Here is a 21,702-nt window from a genome sequence, read left to right as displayed (position 1 = left end):
TGAAGACTCAACTGGGTTGAAGATTTAGAGAAAGAGGTCTTAATTGGGTTTATGAAGACTCACTTGTGTTGGAGATTTAGAGAAAGAGGTCTTCATCGAGATTATGAAGACTCAATAGGGTTAGAGATTTAGAGAAAAAGGTCTTCATCGGGTTTATGAAGACCCAATCGAATTAGGGATTTCGAGAAAGAGGTTTTCATCGAGGTTATGAAGACCTAATCGAGTTTGGGATTTAGAAAAAGAGGTCTTCATCAGGGTAATGAAGACTTAATTGTGTTGGAGATTTAGAGAATGAGGTTTTCATAGTGAATAAAACCCCAACACAGCTAAGAAGTGATATTACATATTAATGGCTAAACGCACTAATGAGTTATCATTATTTAGTTTTCTGATACCCCCAAATTTTATGATTTGCAATTTTAGGACCAGCCTTATCAGGACTGGTCCTTTATTAATGAACGTGGAGAAAGGCTTCCGTTAATTTTTACAATTCCTTAATTCTAAAAGAAAACCAACCAATAAATGTAAGAAGCGATGAGCAGACAAACATAGGCCCACGATAATATCCGTTGCCATGTTTTTGATTGGAAGGTAGTAAATAGAAATGTGATAGGTACTAGTGTCCAAGGAAGTAAGAGTAATAGACTTAGTAAAAACAATCCGACCGAGGTTCCGAATGATTCAACCCCAATCGACATTTGAACTAGATACGCTGAAGCTCCTAATCCAATAGGGGAGAGGAGAAGCAGGAAATAACTTTTAAGGCGGAAAGCTGAGAAGAATGTACTGAGAGATTCCGTTTCAAATATGCTGAATTTGAAATTTGAAAGTGGTTCACGAAGCTTTTCAGGAACTAATTGCATTTTCATCACTCCTATTAGAAATGGTATCGGGGGTGTGGGCAAAAAAGTATTATATATATATTATACGCAGTAATTAGTAAAAAGTTTAACAATTATACTATAATATTCCATTTTAATAGATTTTATAACTATCTAGGTTTCCATCTATTAAATAGGGCCAACCCGCGTGTAGGCTGGCCCTTCTAATTAGTTTAAGTCGATTTCAACCTCTAAATCCGAAAATACTTCGTAGGTTAGGTCATACATCAAAAACTTTGAGGATTCTGGATTCTTTACTTTTGGGTATGTTACTTCAACCAAGTTTTTTTGTTGTTTGTAGGAAAGGGCTTTAAGTTCAAAACCATTTTCTCGATCTATTATGATCGGAAAACTTGGTAATACTGCATTCATCTCATAATAAACAATCGTTTCATCAGCATTATGCTTGATTTTTTCTACCCTTACCTTAGTGTGGGCTTCTAGAGTTGCTCCTTGACTGAAAGGAGCAATAATTTCATCCCACATATATCCACTTTCATCAACCTTTTCACCCTTAAACGTTGCGAAATAAGGGACTATCCGATATGAGTAGGAGTTTGTTCTTCTTGGAATTTCAACCTTATCGTTTACTAGTAGTTCAGGAGCTTCTAAATCATATGAATCATTAGTGCCTCTCCGATTATAATTATCTAGAAATATCGTATCATCCGGTCCAAGAGCAACAACTGCTATATCATAATAACTAAACTCTGAATAAGATTCCTCCAATTTAAGTCTTGTTCCTGTGTTTAATACTAATTTTGAAGGAGTAAGCCTGGCTTGAACTACGGAAAAATAATTTCCTTTATCATCTTCTTTTGAAGCAAGAGTTGATTTTTTAATGAATTCTTCTTCCTTTTCCAAGTCAAAGTTAAAAGACCAATTTCCCTCAACATTATTGATTGATACAATTTTTATTTCAATTTCAGGGTTGGTTGGAAATCCTTTTGAGGTTTCAATGTAAAAGATATCACCTTTACTGGATAACTCTTCTGTCTTCATCCCACCAGAGCCAGAACTACCACTGTATTTTCCATTAACAAACAATTCATATGAAATATTTGCCTCTCTGTAAGCACTTATAACCGAATTAGGGTCTTCGACACGATAAGATAACACCATCTGCTGACTATCAAGATAGCCTTCCTCAAGAATCACCTTTAATCCCTTATCCTCTGCCACTAGTGATAGATTCTTCGTTCTTCCTTCCAAGGCCATTCTTCTAAGACCGGCGTCACCAACATTATAAAAAATACTATCAGCATAAGAGATTTTTTCAGGTAGTTCTTGCTTGCTAAAATCTGCTTCGTTTTTCTCGGGTCCAAAATAAAATGAAGTAAACAAAATGCCTCCAATTGCTAAAATAAATAGGGAAGCAATACTAGCCGTTATATTAGGAATATGGAATATACGGCGTTTTCGCTGCTTTTTTCCAGATAATAGGGCTGTTTGGACAGTTTCATTAAGCTTTTCAGTGGGTACGGAAACGTGATTTACCATACTTTTAATATCTTGATGAAGCTTTTCCATATGTATCTCCTCCATTTTCAAGTTTTTCTTTTACCAATTGAAGTGTCCGATGTAATTGAGACTTAATTGTACCCTCAGGTTTACCGAGAATTTCGGCGATTTCGTTGATGGAGTAGCCATAATAAAAACGTAAAAGAATTAATGTTTTTTGTTGAGGTTTTAACTTTTCAAAGATGAGCTCAATATCCATTGTCATAATTGAATTGTTTTCTTCATTCTGCCTGGGGCCGGACCAGTCCGTTTCAAGAGTGATTACCTTTTTCGATTTTCTGATATGGTCGAGGGCTGTATTTATTAGAATCCGAGTAATCCATGTAGAAAAATAATCAATCTCTTTCAATCTATCAAAGGATTTAAAACCTTTTATGATTGCATCTTGTACGATGTCTAAAGCGTCATGTTCATTTTTTACATAGGAATAGGCAACTTTATAGAGTTTTTCCTGCTCCTTTTTGATGAGTGTTTCAAAGGAAAATTCATCGGAATTTGATTTCTTATAAAAGGATTTGAATATCGACATTTGTAAAGGACCCCTCCCTTTGTTAGTTTTTATTTTACTATTAATTTATCTGTATCGACATCATTGGTTAGCCCGGCTTTAACGACTGTCTTCTTATTAGACTTGGTGTAAGCTTTTTTCGTTCCATTCATTTTGAAGTGATCACAATTATATTTTCATACCATCATTGAGATCACTTGTGGTGACTGAGAGTCTGATTAAGGGTTATTCATACCCTCGCTGAGCTCACTCGTGGCAGTTGAGAGTACGATTACAACCATGTCACCCCAAATCCTAAAAGTTTGCATCATAAACAACATTAATAAATAATAGAAGTAGTTTAAAAGCAGATGCAAAAAAACAATAATTTGGGGGTACAGACATTGGAAATAGGAATTAGTACTTTTGTTGAGACAACACCGGATCCTCGTACTGGAGAGGTCATCAGTCATGCACAGAGAATTAATGAAGTAGTAGAGGAAATTGTTCTTGCCGACCAAGTAGGATTGGATGTATTTGGAGTCGGGGAGCATCATCGGGAGGATTATGCAGCATCAGCACCTGCTATGGTACTTGCAGCTGCAGCATCGCAAACAAAGAAAATCCGATTAACCAGTGCGGTCACCGTGCTTTCCTCTGCAGATCCAGTTCGTGTGTTCCAGGATTTTGCGACACTTGACGCAATTTCTAACGGCCGTGCTGAAATCATGGCAGGAAGAGGTTCATTCATCGAATCATTCCCACTGTTTGGTTATGATTTACAGGATTATGATGAGCTTTTTGAAGAAAAATTAGATTTATTACTCCACATTCAAAGATCAGAGAAAGTAACCTGGCAAGGTAAACATCGCCCATCTATCAATAACCGTGGAATTTATCCACGACCTGTTCAAGATCCATTACCAATCTGGATTGGAAGTGGGGGGAACCAGGAATCAGTCGTTCGTGCAGGGCTATTAGGATTGCCATTAGTGCTAGCGATCATCGGCGGTATGCCGGTTCAATTTGCACCACTCGTTGAATTATATAAGCGTGCAGTTGCTCATGCGGGGCATGATTTTTCAAAATTAGCAGTTGCCTCTCATTCTCACGGGTTTGTTGGGGAAACGATGGAAGAAGCAGCAGAAAAATTCTTCCCATCAACAGCACAGGCGATGAGTAAATTGGGACAAGAGCGTGGCTGGGGACCATATACACGTGAAAGCTTTGATTTTGCCCGAAGCTTTGAGGGTGCATTATATGTAGGTGACCCTGAGTATGTTGCCAACAAAATTATAGCCTTGCGTAAAAATGTAGGGGTTACGCGTTTTATGCTACATTGCCCTGTCGGTACAATGCCACATGAAGATGTCATGCGTTCTATCGAGCTATTAGGTAAAGAAGTAGCACCACAGGTTAGAGAAGAAATCGCAAAGTGGGAAGCTGAGAACGAAGCGAAGTAAGGAAATAGAGGAGAATAAAATGAGTAATCTATCTCATAAGCAGCTAGCAACAGAATGCTTCAACAAAGTGTGGGATCTACTTGAAACATCTGATCGTACGAAAATTGAAACAGAGGAAATGATTCACCTATGTCATGCATCATTTTGGCACTGGACACAGGTTCAGAATCATACCGAACAAAATCTATCAATTGGATATTGGCAGCTTTCGCGGGTTTATGCAGTAACTGACAACGGAGAACAGGCACTATACTACGCAGAGCGTTGTGTAGAAATAAGCAAAAATGCGGAGTTAGCCCCATTTTATATTGCATATGGGTACGAAGCGTTGGCAAGATCTTATATCTTATTAAATATCAAAGGCCAAGCTGAAGAAGCCATTATTCAAGTAAAACGGTACACAGAACTTGTGAAAATTGAGCAAAGTAAAAATCTATTATTAGTAGATTTAGCAGACCTAATGAAAAAAATATCATAAACTGTACGCATAATTTATGTAAAATATTGGGATGTTACTATTTGAGGTGAATAATATGAAAAAAATAGTAATATCCTTGCTTACTCTAGTCATCTTTTTCCCATACCATGTCGGTGCACAAGCAAATGTTGAATGTCCAGATGTGAGCCTGTTAGAGAACACAACGATTATTTATAAAGATGAACTCTTAAAGGCATTAGAAACCATTATCCCTCGTACGTTCGGAGAAAGTGATTACTTAAATCACTATGCTGACTGGGAAGTCGTTACAGCACAGCCATTAGATGAAAAGGTGGCAAAGGAATATCAAATGTCCTCCAATTATTGCGGGGAAGAAGTGGCGGATAAGTCCTGGTTAGTGACATTGCATTTTCCTAGATGGGAAGGAAAAAGTGACATTGCATCTGATGGCCAAATCTTTGTATCAAAAAGCAAAGATAAAGGCTGGTTCGTCTGGTACAAAAATCAATAATGCATCTCAAACGAAAAACGCTTGGAACCAAGCGTTTCTCTTTTTTTGGTATGAAAACTGATATAAAGATTAGTGCGTTATTTTGCTTTGTTTTTTGTAACTCTTGCTTCAGCCGTTTGTTTAAACAATTGATGACCGAATACTGCAACACCAGCTGCAATCACTCCATTATACACGGCTTCTGCTGTAAACCCGTAGAAATATGAGCCCCCCGCTAATGAAACCCCTAATAGGATCCATGTGATCGACCAATTCGGAATTTTAGGCGTTACTTTTAAGAAATACCCAATCACCCAAAGAACGGGAACTAACATATAATAATTTTCATTTAAAAATTGTAGCAAGTCCATGGTTGTCACCTCCCTTAGTGTATCGTATGAACGAGAAGAAAAATGTGCTTGTATGGATGTCCTAAAACAAAAAAATATGTAAGTGAACACTCACTTTTATATTGACTGGGATGAAAAATAGGAGCATAATGTGAGTAATCACTCACTTTTTTAACAGAAGTTCCCAAGTGGGGGATGATTGTAATTAAGGGGGCAAATTAATGACCAATACGGTAGAAATCAAGAAGGTTAGTAAAAGCTTTGGGAAAAAAATCGTGTTAAATGAAATCGAACTTACCATCGGGGAAGGAACCATTTATGGATTTATCGGGCCTTCAGGAGCGGGTAAAACAACTTTGGTCAAAATGATTGTTGGGATGGATTCACCTGACGATGGATCCATTCAAGTGTTAGGGAAGAAAATGCCTAATTTGGAGCTGTTGCAGGATATCGGCTATATGGCCCAATCTGATGCACTTTACATGGAGTTAACTGGGAAGGAAAACCTCGCTTTTTTTGCTTCACTTTATAAGTTAAATCGGGTTCAAACAAAAGAACGAATTGCATATACCGCAAAGCTAGTAAACCTTACTGATGATTTAAATAAAAAGGTCTCTGTCTATTCTGGGGGAATGAAACGCCGTTTGTCGCTCGCTATCGCCTTAATACAAAATCCGAAAATGCTTATTTTAGATGAACCAACTGTTGGTATTGACCCGGAGCTAAGACTCAATATTTGGAATGAATTAATCCGATTGAAAGACGAAGGAAAAACGATTATTGTTACAACCCATGTAATGGAAGAGGCGGAACGATGCGATTATATTGCAATGGTCCGGGATGGTCGAATCTTAACAAGAGGTACGCCAACTGAGTTGAAAGAAACATACCAGGCAAGTAATTTTGATGAAGTATTTTTACATGCGGGGAGGGTGAGACAATGAGAATCATCGCACTCATAAAAAGAATCTTTCAGCAGCTGCTTCGCGATAAACGGACACTAGCTTTATTATTTGTTGCACCACTTTTAATCCTGTCCCTTATGTATGTCATGTTTAATGGAGATTCATCAGAACCTACCTTGGGAGTTGTGGATCTTGATGATACGCTTATAGAAACACTTAAAGAAAATGATATTAGCATTGTAGAGTTTGGCCAAATAAAAAATCCCGTGAAAACGATACTTGAACATGAGCTTGATGGCTTACTTGTAATGGAAAATGAGCAAAGCACTCTTACGCTAACCAATAATGACCCAACCTCAGCAAAAGCCTTGCAAATGAAGGTGAATCAAGTATTTGCCGCCCGGTCACAAGAAAAACTAGTTAGTCAAATACCTAATCTAGGGCAAGTACCCAAAATTGAACTTGAAACAAACTATGTGTTTGGAAGCGATGAAACGGTCTTTTTTGATGTACTAAGTCCCATTTTAATCGGCTTTTTTGTCTTCTTTTTTGTTTTTTTAATTTCTGGAATTGGATTGTTAAAGGAAAGAACGACAGGTACGTTGGAACGCTTATTGTCAACACCGATTCGAAGAGGAGAAATTGTTACAGCCTATCTAGTCGGGTTCGGGATCTTTGCGATTATCCAAACGGTGATTGTTGTCTTTTTCGCGATTAAGGTATTAGACGTAACTTTAGTCGGCTCGATTTGGAATGTGCTCGTCATCAACTTGTTATTAGCGCTAGTTGCATTATCCTTAGGGATCTTATTATCCGCTTTTGCAGCTTCTGAATTTCAAATGGTACAATTCATTCCAGTAGCCGTCATTCCACAAATCTTCTTTTCAGGTATCATACCACTCGAAGGAATGGCGAACTGGCTTCAAGCTATTGCGAAAGTCATGCCACTATACTATGCTGCTGATGCATTAAAGGGGGTCATGTATAGAGGGTTAGGATTCCCTGATATAAGTTTGAACCTTTTAGCATTAGTCATATTCGCTACTGTTTTTATCATATTAAACGTATTTGCGTTGAAGAAATACCGCGCATTATAGGTAAGGAAGTGAAAGAACTTGTCTAAGGATAATCTACTAGATTCCCTAATTGAACAAACCAAATTATCGAAAAAGCAAACCGATAAACAACAGAAAATCATTGAGACAGCGATCCAAATGTTTGCGGAAAAAGGGTATGCAAATACATCGACAAATGAGATTGCCAAAGCAGCTGGAGTAGCAGAAGGGACCATTTTTCGTCATTATGGCACGAAGGATAATTTATTGCTTTCCCTCATCCTTCCTTTTCTAAAAGAGGCGTTGCCGGGGATGGCTGAAAATGTGTTTAAGGAAGTATTAACCGAAGAGACTCTTCATTTCGAAGACTTTTTAAAAGGGCTTTTCAAAAATAGGATTGAATTTGTCATCGAAAATAGAGAAATCTTTCAAATTATTGTTAAGGAATTATTATATAGTGACTCATTACGCTCAGAAATTGCTCCATTTTTTGCGGATAGTGTTGTAAAAAGGATTACTCAAGCAATTGCGTTGTTTAAGGAACGCGGAGAAATAAAAGACATCCCAACAAATACCTTGGTAAAAATGCTAATGACGACATTCGGTGGTTTTCTCGTCACCAATTTTGTTCTCTTACCGTCACAAGTAAAAATGGATATTGATCAAGAAACAGAAAACCTAGTCCATTTTGTTATGGATGGAATTCGGAAATAAGAAAAGCGCAAAGCGCCCGATTATCGTCGACTAGCATAGGACGACCAAGCCTTCCGAAGCGATTGGCTTAGACCAGAGAGCCGATATCCTCTTGAGCTAGACACTAAACAAAGCCATGCCCCACAAATCTTGCTGGGCATGGCTTCTTTTTTACATTGACATTGGTATTGTTTGATTTTTTCTACTTGCAGACTCTTTCTTCCCGTGCATGAAGAAGTAAAGAATAATACTTACTAAAGCAGCGATTCCTAAAATGGAATAAAGTTTGCTATACCCGGTGAACGGAACAAGAAAACCTAAAAGATAAGGTCCAAAACCGAGCCCTGCATCTAAAAAGATATAGAAAGTTGAAGTCGCAAGTCCCATGCGATGTGTTGGAGTTAACTTAATCGCCACAGCTTGGGTACATGACTGCATATTCCCAAATCCAAGCCCGATAAGCGCACCAGATATTAGAAGTGTGACGCTGTTATGAGCAATACTTAAGAGAAACATCCCAATCGCTAGTATAAAAAAGGCCGGATACATGACATAGTTTGCCCCTTTTATATCCATTAGGCGTCCAGTAAAAGGACGTGAAATGAGAACCGCAATTGAGTAGACTAGGAAGAAAAAGCTTGCCGCTGTTACTAAATCAATTTCTATCGCATAAAAATTGATGAATGAAAGAACACTTGCATAACAAAGTGAAATCGCAAATGTAACAAGTGCAATTGGAAGTGCCTTCGGTTCGACATAGTTAGCAATCGAGAAGCCTTGTTTCTCTTGGTTTTGCTTTGTTTGATTTTCGATTGGTGGTACATACAAAATGAATGAAGTGAGTAGTCCGATGACGCCAATCACAAGACATAGACCGAAGATAACCTGGTAGCTCGTATGCTGTGACATAAATAAACCAATAAATGGACCGATTGCCGTTGCCAATGTCGCGCTCATACTAAAGTAACCAATACCTTCTCCTCTGCGTTTAGGTGGAATGATTTGTGCAACGATTGTTCCAGTGGCCGTGCTAGCGATACCAAGTGTGATACCGTGAATGAAACGATTGATTAGAAGAAAAGTGATTCCTGCGTCTACGAAGTATAAGAAGGTCGTGAGGATAAATAAAATCAATCCAATAAATAATGTTTTTTTACGACCAATTAGATTAATATAACGTCCGATAAAAAGGCGACCAATTAGCGTTCCGACGATAAAGATCCCAGTTACAAGGCCGGCCTGGCTCGTCGAAGCACCATATTCATCAACTGCATAAACCGCCATGATGACGACCAATAGATAGAAAATAAACGTTAAGAAAAAATTAATCGAGGATACAATGATAAAATCTTTGGTCCACAATTTTTGATTATCCACTTTGAAAATCTCCTTACATAATTAGGTTGTTGCGTATTGCTTTCATAACACGCGTTGCATCATGTAGTTCCTTTTCAGAAACTCCTTTTACTATTTCCTTTTCAAATTCATCAACCGTCTTCCGGACATCCTGATAAACCTTTTTACCTAAATCAGTAAGTTGCATTCTCTTTTCTCGCTTGTCTTTTCCAGGAATGTGTTCAACATAACCAAGTTCTTCTAAACGGTTAATGGTTCTTGTAACTGTAGGTTTTTCAACACCGAGGTAATTAGATATTTCCACGAGCGTTGGGGAACCAAAATTGACTATATAGTAAAGAATTGACCATTGCGCCCGATAAAGCTGATGTTTACTAAGTTCAACATTCAACTGACTTTCAAAAGGACGGTACAATTGTGTTAGCTGTTGAAAAAATAATTGAAATGTCTCGATTGGAGTTCACTCCTTTTTGAAAATAGTTACCAAGGGTAACTATTTGATAATAATATCAGAAATCCTTGTAATAGTCTATGGTGAAACCAATTAAATAATTAAAATGGCGTGGTAAAACTGTTTCCAGTTTACACGCCATTTTTTATCAGATCGCTTATTTACTAAGAGCCAAGAACATGATTTTCGTGCTCTTTCACTCTACTAATAAAAAACAGTGCCACAATTAAGCTCCCAGCTGCAGCTAAAAACAATACGCTAAACCCAAACAAATCAATTAAATAACCAAGGGTCGGAGGTGAGGTAATAGCTGCTAGTGAGGAAACTAAATAATACAGCCCAGTTCTCGTTCCGAAGCTTTTTTCACTTCCTGTAGAAACAATAAAAGGGTATGCGTTAATGTTAACAAAAGCCCAAAAGATACCTCCCAAAAATAAGATGGCTCTCAAGTATACAACCGATGCAACCCAATTTAAGAGCAAAAATGAAACAATTAATCCGATAACCCCAATGACGATGATGTTTTTCTTGCCAATTTTCGCACCAAGTAAACCGCTTGGAATCGCTGAAATGACAAAGCTTAATGAGAAAAAGGTTAACGAAAATGCAGAAGCGCTTCTAGAGAGACCTAATTCGTTCACGCCATATAAGGTAAACAAAGCTTCCATTCCCTGTATTGCAATAAACCAAAAAAAGATAGCGGCTAACAGATACAGAGTAGAAGAGTTTAATTCTTCCTTATAATTAATTTTCGGAATGGTTGTATCTGTATAAGAAAGGGCATCACGTTGCTCTTTTATATTTTTAAAAACAATCCACAAAGTGACCAAAAAGACGATGGAAACGGCGATAAATGGAAGTGTCTCATCAACGCTAAATAAATATGAGCCTACACTAAACGCGAGGATTGCACCACAGCCGCCCATAAAATTGATGATTCCATTAGCATTTGTACGTTTAGGTTCAGGAGTGATATCGGGCATAAGCGCAATTGTCGGGGAACGAAACACCGCCATCGACAAATTCATACATAGCATGAAAATGAGCAAGGAGACTAAGCCTGTGTGAAGGGGAATGAGTGTATAAAATAGGGCCGCAAGTGGAACGCCAATAAGTAAATAAGGCATCCTGCGCCCAAAACGCGTCCGAGTTCGGTCACTGAGCTGACCGATATATGGCTGTAAAAAGAGAGCGATATAATTATCGATGGTCATAAGAAACCCAATCAAAGCCGTACTCGTAATGAAATTATCAAGAAAAAAAGGAACAAATCCATTATATAAAGACCATCCAAGACTAATGCTAAAAAAACCAAACCCTAACAACCACGTTTTTTTCATGTCCGCTCTCCTTGATGTAAAAGATCAAATGCGCCTTGGCGTATTTGCGCCCATTGGGGGACTTCAACTGAATAATGTTAAAACATACTACTAATTTATGCCGGAGAATAGTACTTTTTGCCTGTATAAATCGCATTCTTTCAGAACCCTTTCATTTGTTTAAAGCGCGAAAATAATGTATCGTATGTGTTATACGCAATTTCAGACACAAGCAAAAATAGAAAGTAGGAATTTGAAGTGAAAGAACGAAGCCTTATCTTTTTTGATATAGATGGAACACTTTTGAACCATGATAAACAACTACCAAGTTCAGCGAAGGAAGCTGTTTTTAAACTGAAGGAACTTGGACATGAAGTAGCCATTGCTACAGGCCGGGCTCCATTTATGTTTGAAGACCTGCGTGAGGAGCTGGGGATCGGAACGTACGTGAGCTACAACGGTCAATACGTCGTATTAAACGGTGAAGAAATTTACACAAATCCATTAGATGAAGAAGCTCTTTTACAGCTTACGGAAACAGCACTTGCCAATAATCACCCTATTGTCTACATGGACCACGAGGACATGAAAGCAAATGTTCCGGAGCATGAATTTATTACAGAAAGCATTGCAACCTTAAAAATCAAAAGCTTTCCAACCTATGATCCAAAGTATTATGAAGGACGAAAATTGTTCCAATCGCTTTTATTTGTCCAAGAAGGAGAAGAGTCTCAGTACGAAGAAGGGTTCAAGGACTTTGACTTTGTTCGCTGGCATCCTGTTTCTGTTGACGTCCTCCCAAGTGGCGGGTCAAAAGCAAAAGGGATTGAAAAGCTTGTTGAGAAATTAGGAATTCCAGAAGAACGAATATATGCCTTTGGTGACGGATTAAATGATTTGGAAATGCTCACCACGATTCACAATAGTGTAGCGATGGGGAATGCATTAGATGAAGTAAAAGAAGCGGCCAAATATGTAACTAAGTCTGTCGAAGAAGACGGAATTTTGCACGGGCTAAAAATGGTAGGATTGTTATAAAAAAAGGGAAGAGCGAAAGAAGAGTAAAACTCAGCTTTCGCTCCTTTTATTAGGGACGAAGGAAAGGTACCGTGTCCCAAGTGGTTTTATTACGACTTAAAAATCACATCTATCTCCTGAATTTCTTTCTGGGTTAATTTTATGTCTAAAGCCTTAAGATTACTAATGATTTGGTCAGGTCTTTTTGCACCTGGTATTACAGAATCAATTCCATCTCGTGTTAAGTACCATGCAAGAACAAGATGAGCCATTTCAACATTTTTTGATTCGGAAATCGCCCGTAATTGCTCTACCTTTTCAAGATTCTGCAAGTATGATTCCTCTTTAAAATAAGGCAATCGTGCACGAAGATCAGTGAATGTTGAATCCTTTGAAAATTTACCAGTTAGTAACCCTGCTGCTAAAGGATAAAATTGAATAAAGGAAATATTATTTTCAATCGCGTAAGGAATAATGTCATTTTCTAATCCTCTATCTAATAAATGATAGCCGCCCTGATATACATCTACATAACCATCAATATTGGCTTCTCTTAGTTGGTCGATCGAAAAGTTTGACACCCCGATTGCTCTTATTTTTCCTTCATCTTTAAGCTCTTTTAAAGCCCCGACCGCCTCGGCTTTTGGCGTTGCTTTATCAGGTTTATGAATATAGTAAATGTCGATGTAATCGGTATTTAGTCGTTTTAAGCTTTCTTCAACCTCCTGCTTTAGGAAAGAGGGGGAGTTATCAAAATGTATTTTATGATTAATTAGTTTGGGTCCACCTTTTGTTGCAATAATGACATTAGAGCGATTTTTCATCTCATAGACGACTTCCCCAATTAATTCTTCTGATCGACCAAATCCATAACTATAAGCAGTATCTATAAAATTAATTTCATGCTGAAATGCAGTTCTAACTAAATCCTTTCCGACCTCATCGTCTAGGTTAGAGTAAATATTATGACCACCAACTGCGTTTGCCCCTAATCCGATTGGCTTTACGTAAAGATTGGTTTTTCCTAGTTGAATCTGTTTTGTCATCCTTAGCATCTCCCTATGTTAATTGGATGGCTTATAGTCAACGTCAACTTTATCTTTTTCTTGAAAAGGGGAGAGCATGAAGGCGGCTTTAAAATTCGTTTCTCCTTTATTCACAAGATAATGAACCTTTTTCGGCTCGACATGGATAAAGTCACCCTTTTTACAATAGAAAACCTCGCTATCAATGTGGATTTCCAATTCCCCCTCAAGAATAAAGAAATTTTCCTCCATTACATTATGGTAATGAGCGGGGAAGTCTTGACCGGGTCTTAAAGCGACTATACCAAAGTTCATCCTCGGGCCTTTTTGAAGATATTTTGGACCGCTATCACCAAATCTGTATTCTCTTTCGTTCTCGTTAATAACTGTCATTGTCACCACTCCAAGTCGTTTATTTTAAGCTTTATTCAGCAGAAGCTGAATAAAGTTAAAGCCTCCGGCGGATGCCACAATTTTTCTTAGGAAATTTTCCAGCATTAACTGGCACTAAGCCCTCATGGAGGGCAACTGTCAGTAAAAGCCTGATAGAGTGAACAAAGACTACGAACGCCACGTCCTGTGGCAACGTCTTCGTGACCCACTTCCTGTGGGCCTAAAAATCGGGCGCAAATTCGCCAAGGCTCATTTGATTCCAGGTGCTATCCACATATGGTCAGTTAAACCGGTATCTGCTAGTTCAAGCTGATGCTTGTAAATGTCTTTCCACTTTCGATATAAGCCATCATACACTTCACGATTTTCTTGATTTGGTAAATAGGTTTTTTCAAAATGAATGACTTTCGCTATTGCATCATTAAAATCCTCATAAACCTTCACTCCCACACCTGCACAAATTGCAGCGCCTAATGCAGTGGATTCCCTTACTGCGGGAACTTTTATTGGCTTATTAAGTACATCAGAAACGATTTGACACCACAGCTCGCTTTTCGAAGCACCACCAGCAAAAATAATGGAATCAGGAGAGGTTTTTGTTATTTCGTTAACCAATTCAATGTTCCCCTTTGTTACAAACGCTGCATTTTCCATGATGGCTCTATAGAAGCTTGCTTTGTTGAATTTCTCGGAATCTAATTTGAAGTTAATAAAACTAGGAGCGGCATGTTTCCAGAATTTATAGTTCATTTGATCTGAAAAAGTACAAAGCAACCCATAGCTTCCGGCAGGAATGGTATGTGCTCGTTTTTCCATCTGAGCATATATACTTTCACCCGTTTTATCTTGAATGTCCTTCTCCAACTCACAAAAACTATCCCTAAACCACCTCATTACTAAGCCTGGAAAAAATGCAATGGCTTCGTACTGCCAGGTATCTGGTACGGCATGGCAATTGATTCGAACCCTGCATTCGTCATCCATTTCGACATGATTAGTTGTATATTCATATTGCCAGAAGCTACCTCCAAAAACAGCAGCATCTCCTTCATTAATAACTCCTACACCAATACAACCGAGCTGTGCATCCCCACCACCAGCAACAACAAGAGTTTGAGGACTTAAGCCTGCAAGCGTTACCATTTCATCTGTTACGTTTCCAATTACAGTACCACTTTCGTATACAATTGGAAAAATATCATTTTTTATGTTTACTTTTTCGGCAATGGAAGGATCCCAAAACCTGTTTTTTAGGTCGAAAAGGCCTGTAGTACAGCCGTTTGAAGGTTCCACTGTGATAATATCTGTGAGGCGATAGGTAATCCAGTCATTTAGCATGGTTACGTATTTTATTTTTTTATATGTTTCAGGGAGATTATTTTTAACCCAAAGTATTCTAGGGATGGCACCTAAGGAAAATGTTTGACCAGAGAGTGTATAAATCTCTGATTCTATTGAATCGCTTTGGCTATAGAGATTAGAAACTTCATGATTTGAACGTGAATCTACATTTGCACATGCCCATAATTCCTTACCATTTTCATCATATAAAACGATAGCTTCTCTCATGCTTGTCGTAGAAATAGCAAGAATATCCTTTGGATCAATGTGACTTTTGACAATGGTTTCTTTGATGAGCTCAGTGATGATCCTGATATTTTTATTGATATCAAAATCCATAGATCCTGGATATCTCTCATCCTCATGATGTGTCCATTCAGCCTGTGAAACACATACCTCTTTCCCAGATGTGTCAAATAAGATCACTCTCACGCTGCCAGTTCCAGCATCGATAGCCATTAGGAATTTCCCCATCATTCCCGTTTTCCCCCTTATTATTAAAAATGGTAGTACAAAAGAATACAGTTGATTTTGGCTACTAGTTGGTAGGAGCGGAAGATACGAGACTCCTGCGGAAAAAGCCCGTCCAGGGGAGACCCCACAGGAGCGCAAGCGACGAGGAGGCTCCCGGACCGCCCGCGGAAAGCGAGTATCTGTAGCGGAAATCAACAGCAAAAAGCTTGGATATAAAGTACACTTTAAAGCAAACCTTGGGCAACAGCTTCATCAGTAATTAAAACATCAATATATCCTCCTTTGAGCGCACCAATAATTGCATCCTTTTTTTCAAGGCCGCCAGCAACAGCAACCACATGATTAAGGGATTTTAGTACGTCAATTTCAGTACTAATGAGTTGTTTATGAAAATCTAAATCTAAAACATTACCATTGATGTCGTAAAACTGGCAAAGTAAATCGCCAACTGCACCTTTAGACTTTATTATTTCAAAGTCATTTGTATTGAAATAGCCTTCCTTAATCAATGTGGCTCGATCATTAAGGGCACCTATTCCGATTACCGTCAAATTCGTATACGGAATCATGTCTAATATTTTGCTAACTGATTGTTCCTTACGTAGGTGCTCTGCAATATTTTTAGAGGAAACGATTAAGGGGGAAGGAACAATGTAATGGTTGTAATTAGGGTTTGTATAATAGTCTGATCTCGTATCGATAGCGGTTGGCATGTAGAATTTTACACCGCCAGAAAGAGAAACAAATGTTACTTTGTATTTGGCGGAGATACGCAGATGCCCTAATGTTCTAGACACAGCTTCCCCGTAGCCAATACTAATCATCGTGTCACTTGTAATGCGATCTTCTATATATTGGGCAGCTGCTATCGTTAAACTATCAACATTATTTTGATTTGACGTAGGTACGATGATGATATCTTTTAAATTGTATTTATCCTTAATTTTATTTTGGAGCCCGAGACTATCGATTTCTTCTAAGTTAATTTTGAATTGAATCACATTATTCGTTTTTGCTTTTTCAAGGTATTTGATAACCTTCATTCGTGATAAATTGAGAGACTCTGATATCTCATTTTGGGTTAAACCTTCAATATAATATTGCCATGCGATTTTTACGATTAAGTCATTTTCATAGTTCATTATGATCACTCTTCTTAACTATATTTTGATTTATACAAATTATTCATATGCCAACAAATGTTTAAAAATGATACAAACATAACAACCAGGTCACAAATAGATAGGTGCATTTTTTATAAAAAAACCCTTTTATTAAAATGCGTATAATCACAGACCTAGGAATATATATGTAATAAAAAAGTTCTATCGCATATAAAATTTTAATAATTATGAAAATGAATAAATTTATCGGGACTTAATAAATTGTTTAAAAACCAAAAAAGGAAAGCGATTGCAAAAATAGAGAGAGTGGGGGTTTTTATGGATGTGAAAAACCGGTTGGTATGGTTAGACGATATTCGTAAGTCATTTAACCAAAATGAGGTCCTTAAAGGTGTCTCTCTAGAGATTTATGAATCTGAAGTAATCTCGATTATTGGTGGGAATGGGGCTGGAAAGAGTACATTGATGAAGATTCTTACAGGAGTCTATAAAACGGATAGTGGGAGCATCGAGGTAAATGGAGAGAAGGTGCACAACTTTAATCCATCGATTGCACATGAAAAAGGAATCTATTTAGTACCGCAAGAACCTTTATTATTCCCAAACATGACAGTTGAGCAAAATCTCACAATTGGATTAAATAGGAAAAAGTTAGTGATAAGAGAGCAAGCGAAGAAATTGGTTCACCAATTAGGTTGGGATTTGGATTTGAATCGATTTGCGATTTCATTATCAATTGCCGAGCAGCAACAAGTAGAAATCATAAAAGGTCTGTTACGGAATACAAAGGTTCTTATTTTAGATGAACCAACATCTTCCTTAACGTTTGCAGAGACAAAAAGCTTATTTAATTTAATTGAAAAGCTGAAAGCAAATGGCGTAGGCATTTTTTATATCACCCATAGACTTGATGAGGTTTTTCAAATATCGACACATGCTGTAATACTACGAGACGGTAAAGTGACGTTGAAAGGGGACATTCAAGACTTTACAAAGGAAATGTTAATTAGTGGTTTACTGCCTCTGGACAGTGAACGTAATGGAAATGAAGGATTTAAAAAGAATTTCGTTAATCGTGAAAAAGAGGAACCCATTCTTAAGGTGCAAAACATATGTGGCGACGGTTTTAACAATATTAACCTCGAGGTTTATAAGGGAGAGGTAGTCGGCCTTGCCGGACTCGTTGGGGCTGGTAGAACTGAAATCGTAGAGGCCATATATGGAATAAATGAAATAAGTAGCGGGAAGGTCTATTTGAATGGAAAGGATATTACAGATTTACCAGTGCGCGGGACGATTGTAAGTGGCTTAGCCTATATTCCAGAAGATCGATTTTTAAACGGAACTTTTTCAATCAGTTCGGTAAGTAGTAATGTCACCGCACAAGTTATTAAAAATCAGGTTTTTTTCATAGATAAAAAGTTGGAAGAAGAAATTACAAATGAATATGTGAAGAAGTTAAGCATAAAAATAAGCAGCCAAAATGATGAAATTAAATCATTATCTGGCGGAAATCAACAAAAGGTAATCATTGCGAGGATTTTATCAACTAATCCACAACTCATCATTATGGATGAGCCTACTAGAGGAATTGATGCAGCAGCAAGAAGCGATATTTATTCGATTATCACTCAACTAAAAGAGCAAGGATATTCGATTCTTTTAGTTTCTTCAGATCTGGAAGAAATCGAAAGAATTAGTGATCGAATATATGCCATCTATCGTGGAACATGTAAGGATTGCCTAGGATTCGATGAGATAAATGCTACAAATGTGATGAGCGCTGCTTTTGGAACATATAGAGGAAGAAGTGATATGCATGTCTAAAATCACCGTCATTACAAAACATAGGGAATTCAGAACCATTGCTTTCTTAATCATAATATTTTTGCTGGTGGGCTTAGTAAACTCAGACTTTCTCGCTATGGGAAATATATTGAACTCTGTGAAAAATAGTTTGCTTTACATTGTCCTTGCTGTTGGATTGACTCTCGTTCTATTAACCGGAGAAATTGATATTTCTGTTGGAGGTACGTTGGGACTCAGTGCTGCTGTTAGCGGTGTCATTGTGAGAGATGGGGGAAGTGTTTTTCTAGCAATCATCGTAGCTATTAGCATTGGGGCAATTATTGGCTTAATTAATGGAGTAGGTGTAACGAAACTAAAAATATCTTCATTCATTATGACCCTAGGCATGCTCGAAATTGTCAGGGTTGTACAAGTGATTTATACAAATGGAAAATGGATTGAAAACCTTCCTGCAAATTTTAAACAAATCTCGCAGATCAATATATTAGGTATGAACTTATTAGGGATTATTGTGATTTCAGCCGTTATTATCCTACATCTATACCTATCAAATAGCAGGAAAGGGAGGTATTTCGCTGCAATTGGTGATAATGAGGACGGAGCAATATTGATGGGGATACCCGTAAAAAGATATAAAGTCATTTCATTTGTTATTTGCGGGATTTCCGCAAGTTTGGCTGGACTCATATTTGCAAGTCAGGTTGGTTTTATTTCCACCACTGCAGGATTAGGGATAGAAATGACAGTAATTGCAGCGGCCGTTCTTGGAGGAGTTTCCTTAAGTGGAGGCATAGGTTCTGTAATTGGTGCATCAATTGGTGCCATTATTATGAGTTCGATTAATTCAGCACTTGTATTCTTAAAAGTCCCAGCATTTTGGAATGCTACAATCTCGGGTTCTCTATTGATCATCATCGTCGTAGTGGATGTACTCCTATTCCGTAGAGTAAACAAGCGGGCAAAGAAGGAAAGATTAAATGCTAGAGTCCTAACCTTGGAGAAGGAGGTGTGATACCCGGGATGCTGAAAAAAATACCGAAGTGGAATTTGGTGCTTTTACTAACTTTAGTTGGTGAAATTATTATCTTTGGATTAATTAACCCGAGGTTTTGGAATATCAACGTTCTCTTAAATAGTTTTAATGATTTTGTAGGAATCGCCATAATCGCATTTTTTGTAACATTCGTCGTTATTACAGGCGGCATCGATATTTCTGGGGGCTCAATTATAGGGCTAACCTCGGTAGTAACGGGAATTCTAGCACAATTTGTTGGGATGAATATTTGGATTGCAGCTCTTCTTGCAGTGCTAGTTGGTGGGCTCTGTGGTTTGCTGAATGGAGTTCTTATTGCATATGCCAAGGTTCAAGCCATGGTAATTACACTAGGCGGAATGCTTTTATATAGTGGAATTGCAATTGTATTAGTAGGATTGTCCGGAACAAGCACTTATGAGGGGATTTCAGGGTACTCACAAGGGTTTATTAACCTTGCGAATGGCAAATTATTTGGAATACCACATTCCGTTATCTTATTTCTTGTAATACTTGTGATTGCCTATATCCTGCTACACCGAACGAGATATGGAAGGTACATCTATTTAACTGGAATTAATCAAAACGCTGCGGATTACTCTGGTATCGATACTAGAAAAATTATTACTAGTACTTACATTTTATCAGGGCTAAGCGCAGGAGTTGTAGGAGTTATTTTAACTTCATATTTAGGTAGCTCTAGAGCAGATTTTGGTGCTGAGTATTTAATGCCAATTTTAACAGCAGTTGTCTTAGGAGGAACATTAATAACTGGAGGTAAAGGGGGTGTTATCGGCACTGCACTTGCAAGCATAGTTGTTGGTTTCTTAAAGCTAGGATTGCAAATGGGAGGAGTTCAAACACAATATATAGGCTTAGCTACAGGATTGCTTTTAATCACTTCGGTTGCATTCTTAGGTGTTCCAGAATTCAAGTCCAAAGTTAAAAGGGTCTTAACTATTAAAAAGGACAGAGGGGGAAATCTACATGCGTAAATCAAAGTTTTTTAAACTATTAACTGGGGTGGCTCTTTCAACATTGTTATTAGCAGCCTGTAGCGGAAAAGACGCTGGTAACAGTGCAGATAATGGTTCCGGCGGAGAAAAAAATGCAGGAGATATTGAAGTAGTCTTTATTCCAAAAATGACTGGGAATGCATTTTTTGAATCAGGAAATGATGGTGCACAAGAAATGGCCGATAAGATTGGGTTTAAGGTGAAATATGATGGAGCACCAGAGGGTACGGTTGCAAATCAGGTGCAAATTATAAATAGTGCAGTAAATAGTGGTGCCGACGCAATTGCGATATCATCAGTTACCTCTGATGGCTTAAATCAAGCTTTACAAAAGGCATTAGATGCAGGAATTAAAGTCGTTACTTGGGATTCGGATGTTGACCCGAAATTTCGAACTGCATATATTAACCAAGGTACACCTGACATCCTTGGTGCAATGCTCGTCGATATGGCTGCAAGTCAGCTTGAAAATCCTGATGAAGCACAACAGGTGGCATGGTTCTACTCAAGTCCGACTGTACCTGATCAAAATTCATGGGTTGATTATGCGAATAAATATATAAAAGAAAAATATCCAAATTGGGAAGTTGTAACAACTCAATTTGGTGATGGGAATGAACAAAAGTCTCTACAAGTGGGAGAAAGTATTCTAGATTCATATCCAGACATCGATATCATTATTTGTCCTGACTCAACTGCTCTTCCTGCAATGGCACAGGCGGCACAAAATAAAGGACTGGATAAGGAAGATGTAATCATTACTGGATTTGCGTCTCCAAATTCAATGAGACAATATATTGAAAATGACACAATCGAGAACCATGGTTTATGGGATGTGAAGGATCAAGGGGCGCTTGCTGTCTACATTGCCTACTATTTAGCTCAAGGAAATGAGTTGAAAGTTGGGGACACTGTTGATGTTCCAGAGCTTGGGTCATTAAAAGTGGAGCCAAATACTGTTCAAGGCTATGAGTACGAAGCAGAGGATTCCGGAATCATAGTGTTGCCAGAAAGAATCGTATTTACAAAAGACAATACAGGGGACTATGACTTCTAACTT

22 protein-coding genes are annotated in these 21,702 nt (G+C 37.9%); 11 read left to right on the top strand and 11 right to left on the bottom strand.

The features are described 5' to 3' along the window. Positions 1-500: 500 nt before the first annotated feature. The 3 genes from V7097_RS03115 to V7097_RS03105 all read right to left on the bottom strand — a co-directional run bounded on the left by V7097_RS03115 (position 501) and on the right by V7097_RS03105 (position 2,931). Entirely contained in the window at positions 501-863 is a 363-nt protein-coding gene (locus tag V7097_RS03115) for a hypothetical protein (protein ID WP_335702132.1), read from the bottom strand. 186 nt (positions 864-1,049) lie between these two features. After that, positions 1,050-2,411 (bottom strand): DUF4179 domain-containing protein, encoded by a 1,362-nt coding sequence (locus V7097_RS03110; RefSeq protein WP_335702131.1) that lies wholly within the window; start codon positions 2,409-2,411, stop codon positions 1,050-1,052. Beyond that, a complete protein-coding gene (locus V7097_RS03105; protein ID WP_335702130.1) occupies positions 2,386-2,931 on the bottom strand; it encodes a sigma-70 family RNA polymerase sigma factor in 546 nt (181 codons plus the stop codon). The genes V7097_RS03110 and V7097_RS03105 overlap by 26 nt, the downstream gene beginning before the upstream one ends. Before the next feature lie 362 nt (positions 2,932-3,293). Between V7097_RS03105 and V7097_RS03100 the strand changes: the two genes are divergently transcribed. The 3 genes from V7097_RS03100 to V7097_RS03090 are packed head-to-tail and all read left to right on the top strand — an operon-like array spanning position 3,294 to position 5,302. Then, positions 3,294-4,352: an LLM class flavin-dependent oxidoreductase gene (locus V7097_RS03100; protein WP_335702129.1), complete on the top strand. Its 1,059-nt coding sequence runs from the start codon at positions 3,294-3,296 to the stop codon at positions 4,350-4,352. A gap of 19 nt (positions 4,353-4,371) precedes the next feature. After that, a complete protein-coding gene (locus V7097_RS03095) occupies positions 4,372-4,830 on the top strand; it encodes a hypothetical protein (protein ID WP_335702128.1) in 459 nt (152 codons plus the stop codon). A gap of 55 nt (positions 4,831-4,885) precedes the next feature. Beyond that, positions 4,886-5,302: a hypothetical protein gene (locus V7097_RS03090; RefSeq protein ID WP_335702127.1), complete on the top strand. Its 417-nt coding sequence runs from the start codon at positions 4,886-4,888 to the stop codon at positions 5,300-5,302. Between the two features lie 77 nt (positions 5,303-5,379). Here the strand turns inward: V7097_RS03090 and V7097_RS03085 are convergent, their stop codons facing one another. Continuing rightward, complete coding sequence (locus V7097_RS03085; RefSeq protein WP_335702126.1) at positions 5,380-5,652, bottom strand: phage holin family protein; 273 nt, start codon at positions 5,650-5,652, stop codon at positions 5,380-5,382. Between the two features lie 200 nt (positions 5,653-5,852). Between V7097_RS03085 and V7097_RS03080 the strand changes: the two genes are divergently transcribed. Genes V7097_RS03080 through V7097_RS03070 form a run of 3 tightly spaced genes read left to right on the top strand, consistent with a single transcriptional unit; the run spans position 5,853 to position 8,305 of the window. After that, positions 5,853-6,575, top strand: coding sequence for an ABC transporter ATP-binding protein (locus V7097_RS03080; RefSeq protein ID WP_335702125.1), 723 nt, complete (start codon positions 5,853-5,855; stop codon positions 6,573-6,575). Continuing rightward, complete coding sequence (locus V7097_RS03075) at positions 6,572-7,633, top strand: ABC transporter permease (RefSeq protein WP_335702124.1); 1,062 nt, start codon at positions 6,572-6,574, stop codon at positions 7,631-7,633. The genes V7097_RS03080 and V7097_RS03075 overlap by 4 nt, the downstream gene beginning before the upstream one ends. Before the next feature lie 18 nt (positions 7,634-7,651). Then, complete coding sequence (locus tag V7097_RS03070) at positions 7,652-8,305, top strand: TetR/AcrR family transcriptional regulator (RefSeq protein WP_335702123.1); 654 nt, start codon at positions 7,652-7,654, stop codon at positions 8,303-8,305. A gap of 150 nt (positions 8,306-8,455) precedes the next feature. Here the strand turns inward: V7097_RS03070 and V7097_RS03065 are convergent, their stop codons facing one another. The 3 genes from V7097_RS03065 to V7097_RS03055 all read right to left on the bottom strand — a co-directional run bounded on the left by V7097_RS03065 (position 8,456) and on the right by V7097_RS03055 (position 11,431). Further along, entirely contained in the window at positions 8,456-9,661 is a 1,206-nt protein-coding gene (locus V7097_RS03065; protein ID WP_335702122.1) for an MFS transporter, read from the bottom strand. 13 nt (positions 9,662-9,674) lie between these two features. Then, positions 9,675-10,055, bottom strand: coding sequence for a MarR family winged helix-turn-helix transcriptional regulator (locus tag V7097_RS03060; RefSeq protein WP_335702121.1), 381 nt, complete (start codon positions 10,053-10,055; stop codon positions 9,675-9,677). A 200-nt stretch (positions 10,056-10,255) separates the two neighbouring features. Beyond that, on the bottom strand, positions 10,256-11,431 hold the full coding sequence (locus V7097_RS03055) for an SLC45 family MFS transporter (RefSeq protein ID WP_335702120.1): 1,176 nt from the start codon (positions 11,429-11,431) through the stop codon (positions 10,256-10,258). 237 nt (positions 11,432-11,668) lie between these two features. Here V7097_RS03055 and V7097_RS03050 point away from each other — a divergent pair, with 237 nt between their 5' ends. Then, complete coding sequence (locus V7097_RS03050; protein ID WP_335702119.1) at positions 11,669-12,448, top strand: Cof-type HAD-IIB family hydrolase; 780 nt, start codon at positions 11,669-11,671, stop codon at positions 12,446-12,448. Between the two features lie 89 nt (positions 12,449-12,537). Here V7097_RS03050 and V7097_RS03045 read toward each other — a convergent pair whose 3' ends face one another. From V7097_RS03045 to V7097_RS03030, 4 genes are all read right to left on the bottom strand, one after another. Continuing rightward, on the bottom strand, positions 12,538-13,473 hold the full coding sequence (locus V7097_RS03045) for an aldo/keto reductase (protein ID WP_335702118.1): 936 nt from the start codon (positions 13,471-13,473) through the stop codon (positions 12,538-12,540). 18 nt (positions 13,474-13,491) lie between these two features. Next, positions 13,492-13,845 (bottom strand): cupin domain-containing protein, encoded by a 354-nt coding sequence (locus tag V7097_RS03040; protein WP_335702117.1) that lies wholly within the window; start codon positions 13,843-13,845, stop codon positions 13,492-13,494. Positions 13,846-14,094: 249 nt separating this feature from the next. Beyond that, positions 14,095-15,663: an autoinducer-2 kinase gene (lsrK, locus tag V7097_RS03035; RefSeq protein WP_335702116.1), complete on the bottom strand. Its 1,569-nt coding sequence runs from the start codon at positions 15,661-15,663 to the stop codon at positions 14,095-14,097. A 221-nt stretch (positions 15,664-15,884) separates the two neighbouring features. Further along, positions 15,885-16,802, bottom strand: coding sequence for a sugar-binding transcriptional regulator (locus V7097_RS03030; protein ID WP_335702115.1), 918 nt, complete (start codon positions 16,800-16,802; stop codon positions 15,885-15,887). 300 nt (positions 16,803-17,102) lie between these two features. On the opposite strand from V7097_RS03030, the gene V7097_RS03025 reads away from it, so the two are divergent. From V7097_RS03025 to lsrB, 4 genes are read left to right on the top strand one after another with little or no spacing between them, the layout of a single operon-like run. Further along, the gene (locus tag V7097_RS03025; protein WP_335702114.1) at positions 17,103-18,611 is read left to right on the top strand and encodes a sugar ABC transporter ATP-binding protein; all 1,509 of its coding nucleotides are present in this window, start codon (positions 17,103-17,105) and stop codon (positions 18,609-18,611) included. Then, positions 18,604-19,605 carry an ABC transporter permease gene (locus V7097_RS03020; RefSeq protein ID WP_335702113.1) on the top strand — a complete coding sequence of 334 codons (1,002 nt, stop codon included), beginning with the start codon at positions 18,604-18,606 and terminating at the stop codon, positions 19,603-19,605. The genes V7097_RS03025 and V7097_RS03020 overlap by 8 nt, the downstream gene beginning before the upstream one ends. 8 nt (positions 19,606-19,613) lie before the next feature. Beyond that, positions 19,614-20,621, top strand: coding sequence for an ABC transporter permease (locus tag V7097_RS03015; protein WP_335702112.1), 1,008 nt, complete (start codon positions 19,614-19,616; stop codon positions 20,619-20,621). Next, the gene (gene lsrB, locus V7097_RS03010) at positions 20,614-21,699 is read left to right on the top strand and encodes an autoinducer 2 ABC transporter substrate-binding protein LsrB (RefSeq protein ID WP_335702111.1); all 1,086 of its coding nucleotides are present in this window, start codon (positions 20,614-20,616) and stop codon (positions 21,697-21,699) included. The genes V7097_RS03015 and lsrB overlap by 8 nt, the downstream gene beginning before the upstream one ends. Positions 21,700-21,702: the final 3 nt, after the last annotated feature.

Source organism: Bacillus sp. JJ1562 (assembly GCF_036962705.1).
Classification (GTDB): domain Bacteria; phylum Bacillota; class Bacilli; order Bacillales; family Bacillaceae_L; genus Ferdinandcohnia.
Note: the sequence above shows the minus strand (reverse complement) of the source record. Positions and strands in the feature narration are given on the sequence as shown.